The following is an 8117-nucleotide window of genomic DNA, read 5'->3' on the forward strand; positions in this document are numbered from 1 at the left end:
CGGTGCTCGACGGCCGACGGCTGTACCGCAGCCGCGCCGAACTCGAGGCGTTGCTCGACGCCGACCCGGCGCGCGGCGAGGCCCTGCTCGACATGATCCGCAGCCGCGAGCAGAGCCGCCGCGTTCCTTGCCCGGATGCGGTGCTGCGCGGCGAGATCGAGGACATGATCGCCGCGGCGCGCCGCCTGGGCGACGGCCAACGGCCGGACGACGCGCAGATGGCGGCGATGGCCTGCGCCCTGACCGACCCGTCGGTACGGGACACGTTGTACGCGTTGGCGATCGGGCAGGACGCGGACCAGGCGGAGACGCTGTGGGTGCTGTTGTCCCGGACGCTGCCGCCGCCGTGGCGGAATGAGGCGCTGGCGCTGCTGGCCTTCTCGGCCTACGCCAGGGGTGACGGTCCGCTGGCCGGTGTGGCCCTCGAGGCCGCGCTGCGCCTCGACCCCCGGCACCGGATGGCCGGCATGCTCGATCAGGCGCTGAGATCGGGGATGCGGCCCGATCAGATCCGTGAACTCGCGCTCACCGGATACCGGATGGCCGATCGGCTCGGGGTGCGGCTGCCGCCGCGCACCGGGTTTCGCCGCCGCAGCGGCTGAGCGTCAGACCTTCTCGACCTTGACGGCGTGCGCCATGTGGTGGGGCAGCTCGACCTGCTCGTGGCCCGGGATCACGATGTTGACGCCGCCGTGGTCGGTGGCCTCGACGGTGACGCGGGCGTTGGGCACCACGCCGGCGTCCTTGAGGCGGGCGATCAGGTCGGCGTCGCCCTGTACGTGCTCGGTGAGCTGGCGCACCACGACCGCGACCGGCATGCCGGACGGCAGTTCGGTCAGCCGGACCAGGCTCACCTGATCGGCGCCGGGGAAGCCGGCCAGCCCGAGTTCGGACAGGCCGGGGATCGGGTTGCCGAACGGCGAGGTGGTCGGATTGTCCAGCACCTGGATGAGCCGGCGTTCGACGTCCTCGCTCATCACGTGCTCCCAGCGACACGCCTCGGCGTGCACTTCCTCCCACGGCAGGCCGATGACGTCGACCAGCAGCCGCTCGGCCAGCCGGTGCTTGCGCATCACGGCGACAGCCAACTGGCGGCCCTTGTCGGTGAGCTCGAGATGGCGGTCACCGGCCACCTGGAGCAGGCCGTCGCGCTCCATCCGCGAGACGGTCTGGCTGACCGTTGGTCCGCTCTGATCGAGCCGCTCGGCGATACGGGCGCGCAGGGGCACCACGCCCTCTTCCTCGAGGTCGTAGATCGTCCGCAGATACATCTCGGTGGTGTCGACCAGATCATTCATTTCGCGCAGCCCTCCGTCCTGCGAAAGTCTACCGTTCCCAGGGCCTGCGCAGCGGTGCATCATCGCGCCGACACGCGCCGCAGGGGCAGCGACGGGTCCGCCGGTTGCCGGCGGACCCGTGGCTGCGTCTTCGAGATCTCGGCCGGTTACCGGCCGGCGAACTAGCTGGCGTATGAGCGCAGCCGGTCGGCGCGCTCGCCGTTGCGCAGCTTGGACATGACCTCGCGCTCGATCTGGCGGACCCGCTCACGTGACAGACCGAACAGCTTGCCGATCTGATCGAGGGTGCGGGGCTGGCCGTCGTCGAGCCCGAACCGCAGCCGGATGACCTGTTGCTCACGCTCGTCGAGCGTCGCCAGCACGTGCCGGATGTCGGTGTGCAGCAGTTCGGAGATCACCGCGTTCTCCGCCGACATCGCCTCGGCGTCCTCGATGAAGTCACCGAGCGGCGCCTCCTCGTCGCTGCCGACCGGCATGTCCAGGCTCACCGGGTCGCGGCTGTGCTCGAGCAGATCGGCGATCTTCTCGGCGGGGATGCCCGATTCCTCGGCCAGTTCCTCGTCGGTGGCCTCACGTCCGAGGTTCTGGTGCATCTCACGCTTGATCCGGGCCAGCTTGTTGACCTGCTCGACGAGATGGACGGGCAGCCGGATGGTGCGGCTCTGATCGGCCATGCCGCGGGTGATCGCCTGCCGGATCCACCAGGTGGCGTACGTCGAGAACTTGAAACCCTTGGCGTAGTCGAACTTCTCCATCGCCCGGATCAGGCCGAGGTTACCCTCCTGGATCAGGTCCAGCAGCGGCATGCCGCGCCCGGTGTAGCGCTTGGCCAGCGACACCACCAGTCGCAGGTTGGCCTCCAGCAGGTGCCTGCGGGCCGCCTCGCCGTCGCGTACCACCGCGGCCAGGTCGCGCTTGCGCGCGTCGCCGAGCCGCTTCTTGGTCTCGAGCAGGTGCCGGGCGTACAGGCCGGCCTCGATGCGTTTGGCCAACTCCACCTCGTCCGCGGCATTCAGCAGCGCAGTCTTGCCGATGCCGTTGAGGTACACGCGCACCAGGTCGGCGGCTGGGCTCTGAGCGTCCAGATCGCTGTCGATGCGGCTAAAGGTGGCATTTGCCATGACGGCCTCCTGCTCGGCTAGAACTGTCATGAGCTTTAACGCCCAAGTGCCGCTAGTAGTTCCCGCCCCCCTGCCGCTTCACACCTTTTGATCAGGGCTTTTTCGGTGAAGACCTGAGAATGTCCTGAGGATTGGAAGCGTCGGGAGCTCAGCGCGGGACGTCATATCCGGACTCCGCGGAATCCGGTTGCGGCGCCGAGGGCGGCCGGTATTCCAGCGCCGGCCGCTCGGCGGTGGGGAACAGCGGGATGCGCCGCCCGTGCGCGTAGCGGCGGGGTTCCTCGGCGCGGCGCGGCGGGCGATCGTTGGCGATGAGGACGGCCATCCACGGCAGCGGCACGGACACCAGGATGATGGCCAGCGACACCAGGCCGTTCTCCCAGATGTCGTAGGCGACCGCCGCGAGGATCAGCGCGGGGATCCGGAACGCCATCAGCGAGAGGTACTTGCGCACGCGGGCGCGGTGTTGGTCTTCGTAGGCCGGTGCGGCGCGGGTGATCAGCACGGGCCGACCCTCGTCGTCGAAACCCAGCTCCTGGCCGTGTTTCATACTTCCACTCTGGCACAGCCGGGTCCCGCTGCGCTCGTGGGATTTCTTACCGATCCATTGCCAGGCACAATGGTCACATGCAGACCGACACCATCGAGCGCACCGAGACCGACGAACAGGTCGACGACGGCACCGACAGTGACCGGCCGAAGTTCTTCCACTACGTGAAGAAGGACAAGATCGCCGAGAGCGCCGTCATGGGCACCCATGTCGTCGCCCTGTGCGGCGAGGTGTTCCCGGTCACCCGCAGTGCCAAGCCCGGCTCCCCGGTCTGCCCGGACTGCAAGCGAATCTTCGAGCAGCTCAAGACCTAATCGGCGGGCCGCGGTGCGGCCACGCTCGGATCGGCGGTCGGCGGCGTGCCCGCGGGCTTCGCGACGGCGACGGACGCCGTGGAGTTGATCGACTCGGCCTTCTCTCCCAACCAACCGCGCAGCCGGTGGGCGTGGGTCACCGGCGCCGGCCACTCCTCCTGGATGGCGGCGTTGAGTTCCGCGCCGATCATGATCGCGAATCCGAGGAAGAACGCGAACAGCAGGAACGCGATCGGGGTGGCGAGCGCACCGTAGGTGTAACCGGTGCTGGTGATGTACGTCAGGTACACCCGCAGGCCCAGTGTCGCGATCAGGAACACCACCGTGGCCAGCGCCGCCCCGAGCAGGAGCCGGTGCGACGGCAGCGGTTTCGGCAGCGACACCCGGTAGAGCAGGTTCACCGCGATCATCAGGCTCAGGAACAGCAGCGGCCAATACCCGTACCGCAGTACGTGGTCCCAGCTGTCGGGGATGTACTGCGCGATCTTCTGCGGGCCGAGCGCCAGCAGCGGCGCGGTCGCGATCGCCAGCACCAGCGCCACCACGTAGAGGCCCAGCGCGTAGAACCGTTGGCGAACCGGGTGTCGCAGCGGCGTCTGATCGTGTGCCTCCACGATCGAGTCGACGAACGCCGACACCGCCGACGAGCCGGCCCACAGCGAGATGACGAAGCCGACCGACACCACCTCGCCCCGTGCGCCCGCGACGATGTCGCGCACCGTCGGCTCGATGATCTCGTTGACGACGTTGGGCGAGAAGAAGCTGTTCGCGGTCCCGATGATCTGGTCCTGGATCGCGGGCAGCGTCTCCGCGCCGAACAGCGGGGCGATGTAGGCCAGGCTGCCGAGCATCCCGAGCAGCAGCGGCGGCAGGGACAGCGCGCACCAGAACGCCGCCTGGGCCGACTCCGAGAAGATCGAGTCGTCCCAACTCTTCGACAGAGTGCGTCGGGTGGTTCGCCAGATGTGATGACGCGACGGGGGGATCGGAGCCGGCTGGTCAGTCATGACCAGACCAGCATTACCGAAGAAATGCGCTACTGCCCATAAGCGGTGCTCGTCGGAGTGGCCCTACGAGTCCGACGGGCTCACTTCGATGATCGCGGCGAGCTCGACCAACTTGGCCTCGTGCTCGTTGGCGTGGTGCTGACAGAACAGCAGCTCGGAACCCGAAGGCAGCTTCGCGCGCACCCGGGCGGCGGCACCGCAGCGATCGCAGCGATCAGCCCGGGTGAGTTCGGGACTGGTCAGAGTTGCGGTCATGGCTCCTCCGTTTCTAGCCGGCGCGGTGCGGGATCATGCCCTACCGCGTATCTCTACTGTGTCAGACGTATTCGGTTCCGGCCTTGTTCCCCGGGGGTTCACCGGTGTGTCGTGTCTCACGTCACCCCGTGTTGCCAGGAGGGCAGGCTAGACGTATGTACCCAGATTCGCCGCGGAAACCACCCGCACGTCCGCCTTTGCTGGTGCACCTCTGCCCGGCCGCGGACTGGCAGGTGGCGCTGGATCACGGAGAACATCGCCCCCCGTCGCTCGACGCGGTGGGCTTCGTGCACCTGTCCGCACCGGGCCAGGTGCACCTGCCGGCCAACCGGCTCTACGCCGGGCGCACCGATCTGGTGCTGCTGCAGATCGACCCCGCGCTGCTGTCGGCGGAGGTGCGATGGGAGCCGGGCGTGCCCACCGACCCCGGCGGCATGCTCTTCCCGCACCTGTACGGACCGCTGCCGGTCGCGGCGGTGCTGCGGGTCACGCCCTACCCGCCGGGCGACGACGGGGTGTTCCCGGCTGTCGTGGAGCCGATGTAGGCGTCGGCCTCCACCTCGACGAGGAGTTCGGGCGCGATGAGTGCCGACACCTCGACCATCGTGGTGACCGGGCGGATGTCGCCGAAGTATTCGGCGTGCACGGCGCCGACCTCGCGCCAGCACGAGATGTCGGTGACGTACATCCGGGTGCGCACCACGTCGGACAGCGTCGCGTCCACCTCGGCCAGCGCCGCGGCGATCCGCCGCAGCGCGTCCCTGGTCTGTGCCGCGGCGCCGGAACCCGCGCCGGTGGTGCCCGCCACCGCGACCATCGGGCCGACACGCACGGCCCGCGAGTAGCCGACCGCGGCCTCGTACTCCGAACCCGATCCGACCGCGATGCGGTCGGGCGTCACACAGGTACCGCTTCGATGATCGACAGCGGGGTGACGGTGTCGACCACCCGCTGCAGGCGGAAGCCGGACCGGGCGAGGAGGTTCGCGTATTCCGCTCTGGTGCGCTCCTTGCCGCCGGCGGTGACGAGCATCTCGAGGTCGAGCATGAGGCCGATGAACGACGACGGCCGTTCCGGCAGCACCATCTCCAGCAGGAGCAGCCTGCCGCCGTCGGCGATCGACGTGCGGATGGTGCGCAGAATGCGCACCGCGTCGTCGTCGTACCAGTCGTGGATGATGTTCTTCATCACGTAGACATCGCCGCCGTCGGGCACCGACTCCATGAACGAACCGCCCGCAGTCGTGGTGCGCTCGGCGACGCCGGCCGCCGCGAGTGTCGGGCCTGCGTTCTCCACCACCGACGGCTGGTCGAAGAGCACGCCCCTGGCGTCGGGCGCACTGCGCAGGATGGTCGACAGCAGTGCGCCGTGCCCGCCGCCCACGTCGACCACCAGCTTCGAGCCGGTGAAGTCGTAGCAACTCAGCGCGGCCTCGTCGGTCAGCCCGCTGGTGGCCGTCATCGCCCGGTTGAACACCTCGGCGAACTCCGGGTTCACGGCGAGGAAGTCCCACACGGGCATGCCGCGCAGCATCTCGGTGGCGGTCTGCCCGGTACGCACGGAGTGCTCCAGGTTGCCCCAGTCCTCCCAGCGCATCGGGTGCCCGATGAACAGCACCATGTCGCGCAGCGAGCCGTCGGAGTCGGAGCGCAGCGCGTCGCCGACGCGGGTCAGTGCGAACCGGCCGTCGCGGCGCTGTGTGAGCACACCCTTGCCGGCGAGCGCCCGCATCAGCCGGTAGACGGACTCCGGGTGGGCGCCGATCCGTTTGGCGACGTCGTTCGCGTGGGCGGGTCCACTCGCCAGCTGATCGGGGATGCCGAGTTTCGCCGCGGTGTAGAGCGCCGCCGTCGTCCACGCGCCGGTGGCCAGTTCGAGCATCGCGATGTTGCCCGGCACGGTGGACCGGTGCAGCCGCTGCAGGCCGGCGCGTACCTTGTCGACCGCGGCGATCAGCCGTGCCGGTGGGGCTTTGAAAGACTTCTCGGGCACGTGGCCGGACTCTACCGGCGAGGCCGCAAGTCGAGTAGTCGACTACTCAAACCACTTAGGTGACGCGGTCATACGCTGCGCCCGTGGAGCTCACGACGGATACCGGCAGATGCACGGTGTTGCGGGAGAAGTTGCGCGCACCCGAGCCGGCCGGCCTGGTCCGCGACCGGCTGACGGCACCGGCCGCGACCACGATGGTGGTGGCACCGGCCGGGTGTGGGAAGACCACCTTGCTGTCGCATCTGTCCGCCGCGGCGCAGGTGCCCGTGGGGTGGTACGGCGTCACCGAGGACGACACCGGCGAGAACCGGTTCGTCGCACATCTGGCCGGTGCGCTCGGCGGGTTGGTCGACATCGCCGACGTGGCCTCGACGGCCGGACTGCTCGCGGCTCTCGACCGGTGGACGGGTCCGGGTGCGGTGCTGTTCCTCGACGACGTGCACGCGATCGCCGGCTCGGCGGCCGAGCGGGCACTGGAGCAGTTCCTGGCGCTGCGGCCCCGCCGTCTACGGGTCGTCTGCGCGTCGCGGCGCACCCCGGACGTCAACGTCCCGCGGTTGCGGGTGTCCGGGTCGCTCGGCGAGATCGGCGGTGACGACCTGCGGTTCCGCACATCGGAGATCGAGGAGTTGTTCGCCACGGTGTACGGCTGCCCCCTGCGGCCGGACGCCGCCTCCGCCCTGGCCCGCAGCACCGGCGGATGGGCCGCCGCGCTGTGGCTGTTCCAGCTGGCCACCGCGCAGCGCAGCGCCGCCGATCGGCACCGGGCCGTCGCGCACCTCGGCGGGCGGTGCCGTCACGTCCGGTCCTACCTGACGCGCAACGTCCTCGATCAGCTGTCCGCCGACCGCCGCGAATTCCTGCTCCGCACTGCGCCGTTGGAGAGGATGTCCGGCGAAGTCTGCGACGCTCTGCTCGGCGCCACCGGCAGCCACCGCATCCTGGCCGAACTCGAAGCGGCGCAACTGTTCACGTCGACCGACGACGGCGGCAGGCACTTCCGCTATCACGAGGTGCTGCGCACACATCTCGAACTGGCCCTCGTCGAGGAGTACGGCGTGGCCGAGGCGCAGCAGTGGTACCGCCGCTGCGCGCAGGTGTCACGGCTGGAGAAGACCGTCGAATCCAACGAAATGAGCACGGCGGCAACGACGGTCGATGTGCTTGTGCCGGAGTGGGGGCGTGGCCGGGAACCGGCCGGGACCGCGAGTGCGCCGGCCATGATCGTTCGATGCTTCGGCGAGTTCGGCATCGAGGCGGGCGGGCGCGCTGTCGCGCTGGACGCCCTGCGGCCGCAGGCGCGTCGCGTGCTGCAGATCCTGGCCCTGGCGCCGGGCCGCGACCACCACTGCGAGTACCTCGAGGACCTGCTGTGGCCCGGGGTGCAACATTCCGTGGCGGCGCACCGGTTGCAGGTGGCGGTGTCGAGTGCGCGCCGCCTGCTGGTCGACCACGGCGTGAGTGTCGACCGGCGCGGTGAGGCTTACCGGCTGTGTCTGCCCGAGTCCGCAGCGGTCGACGTCGTGGCGTTCGCCGACGCCGTGGCGAGGGCGGGCAGGCTGGCGGCGCGCGGTGACGTC

Annotated in this window: 11 protein-coding genes; 4 read left to right on the forward strand and 7 right to left on the reverse strand. The window is 69.6% G+C overall.

The window, feature by feature from the left end:
- On the forward strand, positions 1 to 602 hold a 602-nt coding region (locus Q2100_RS27670; RefSeq protein ID WP_302916619.1), incomplete at its 5' end, for a DUF4192 domain-containing protein.
- Positions 603 to 605: 3 nt separating this feature from the next.
- On the opposite strand, the gene Q2100_RS27675 is transcribed toward Q2100_RS27670, so the two are convergent.
- The 3 genes from Q2100_RS27675 to Q2100_RS27685 all read right to left on the reverse strand — a co-directional run bounded on the left by Q2100_RS27675 (position 606) and on the right by Q2100_RS27685 (position 2969).
- Positions 606 to 1298 carry an iron-dependent transcriptional repressor DtxR gene (locus Q2100_RS27675; RefSeq protein WP_264015311.1) on the reverse strand — a complete coding sequence of 231 codons (693 nt, stop codon included), beginning with the start codon at positions 1296 to 1298 and terminating at the stop codon, positions 606 to 608.
- 161 nt (positions 1299 to 1459) lie between these two features.
- On the reverse strand, positions 1460 to 2449 hold the full coding sequence (locus Q2100_RS27680; RefSeq protein ID WP_264015310.1) for a sigma-70 family RNA polymerase sigma factor: 990 nt from the start codon (positions 2447 to 2449) through the stop codon (positions 1460 to 1462).
- A gap of 118 nt (positions 2450 to 2567) precedes the next feature.
- Complete coding sequence (locus Q2100_RS27685; RefSeq protein ID WP_264015309.1) at positions 2568 to 2969, reverse strand: DUF3099 domain-containing protein; 402 nt, start codon at positions 2967 to 2969, stop codon at positions 2568 to 2570.
- Positions 2970 to 3046: 77 nt separating this feature from the next.
- Between Q2100_RS27685 and Q2100_RS27690 the strand changes: the two genes are divergently transcribed.
- On the forward strand, positions 3047 to 3283 hold the full coding sequence (locus tag Q2100_RS27690) for a DUF3039 domain-containing protein (RefSeq protein WP_264015308.1): 237 nt from the start codon (positions 3047 to 3049) through the stop codon (positions 3281 to 3283).
- Here the strand turns inward: Q2100_RS27690 and Q2100_RS27695 are convergent.
- Positions 3280 to 4290 (reverse strand): YihY/virulence factor BrkB family protein, encoded by a 1011-nt coding sequence (locus tag Q2100_RS27695; RefSeq protein ID WP_302916620.1) that lies wholly within the window; start codon positions 4288 to 4290, stop codon positions 3280 to 3282. The genes Q2100_RS27690 and Q2100_RS27695 overlap by 4 nt on opposite strands.
- 63 nt (positions 4291 to 4353) lie before the next feature.
- The gene (locus Q2100_RS27700; protein ID WP_264015306.1) at positions 4354 to 4545 is read right to left on the reverse strand and encodes a DUF7455 domain-containing protein; all 192 of its coding nucleotides are present in this window, start codon (positions 4543 to 4545) and stop codon (positions 4354 to 4356) included.
- 155 nt (positions 4546 to 4700) lie between these two features.
- On the opposite strand from Q2100_RS27700, the gene Q2100_RS27705 reads away from it, so the two are divergent.
- Positions 4701 to 5090, forward strand: coding sequence for a DUF952 domain-containing protein (locus tag Q2100_RS27705; protein ID WP_302916621.1), 390 nt, complete (start codon positions 4701 to 4703; stop codon positions 5088 to 5090).
- Here Q2100_RS27705 and Q2100_RS27710 read toward each other — a convergent pair.
- Together Q2100_RS27710 and Q2100_RS27715 are read right to left on the reverse strand one after the other, a co-directional pair.
- Positions 5039 to 5446 (reverse strand): RidA family protein, encoded by a 408-nt coding sequence (locus tag Q2100_RS27710; protein ID WP_302916622.1) that lies wholly within the window; start codon positions 5444 to 5446, stop codon positions 5039 to 5041. The genes Q2100_RS27705 and Q2100_RS27710 overlap by 52 nt on opposite strands.
- Entirely contained in the window at positions 5443 to 6537 is a 1095-nt protein-coding gene (locus Q2100_RS27715; protein WP_302916623.1) for a methyltransferase, read from the reverse strand. The genes Q2100_RS27710 and Q2100_RS27715 overlap by 4 nt, the downstream gene beginning before the upstream one ends.
- Positions 6538 to 6620: 83 nt before the next feature.
- On the opposite strand from Q2100_RS27715, the gene Q2100_RS27720 reads away from it, so the two are divergent.
- Positions 6621 to 8117: AfsR/SARP family transcriptional regulator (locus Q2100_RS27720; protein ID WP_328518143.1), on the forward strand; the 1497-nt coding region annotated here is incomplete at its 3' end.

This window comes from Mycolicibacterium arseniciresistens, from assembly GCF_030519285.1.
Classification (GTDB): Bacteria; Actinomycetota; Actinomycetes; order Mycobacteriales; family Mycobacteriaceae; genus Mycobacterium; species Mycobacterium arseniciresistens.

Excerpts from the sequence above, each read along its gene's own strand:
- Q2100_RS27675 (WP_264015311.1), bottom strand. The coding sequence starts at position 1,298 with ATGAATGATCTGGTCGACACCACCGAGATGTATCTGCGGACGATCTAC.
- Q2100_RS27680 (WP_264015310.1), bottom strand. The coding sequence starts at position 2,449 with ATGACAGTTCTAGCCGAGCAGGAGGCCGTCATGGCAAATGCCACCTTT.
- Q2100_RS27685 (WP_264015309.1), bottom strand. The coding sequence starts at position 2,969 with ATGAAACACGGCCAGGAGCTGGGTTTCGACGACGAGGGTCGGCCCGTG.
- Q2100_RS27690 (WP_264015308.1), top strand. The coding sequence starts at position 3,047 with ATGCAGACCGACACCATCGAGCGCACCGAGACCGACGAACAGGTCGAC.
- Q2100_RS27695 (WP_302916620.1), bottom strand. The coding sequence starts at position 4,290 with ATGACTGACCAGCCGGCTCCGATCCCCCCGTCGCGTCATCACATCTGG.
- Q2100_RS27700 (WP_264015306.1), bottom strand. The coding sequence starts at position 4,545 with ATGACCGCAACTCTGACCAGTCCCGAACTCACCCGGGCTGATCGCTGC.
- Q2100_RS27705 (WP_302916621.1), top strand. The coding sequence starts at position 4,701 with ATGTACCCAGATTCGCCGCGGAAACCACCCGCACGTCCGCCTTTGCTG.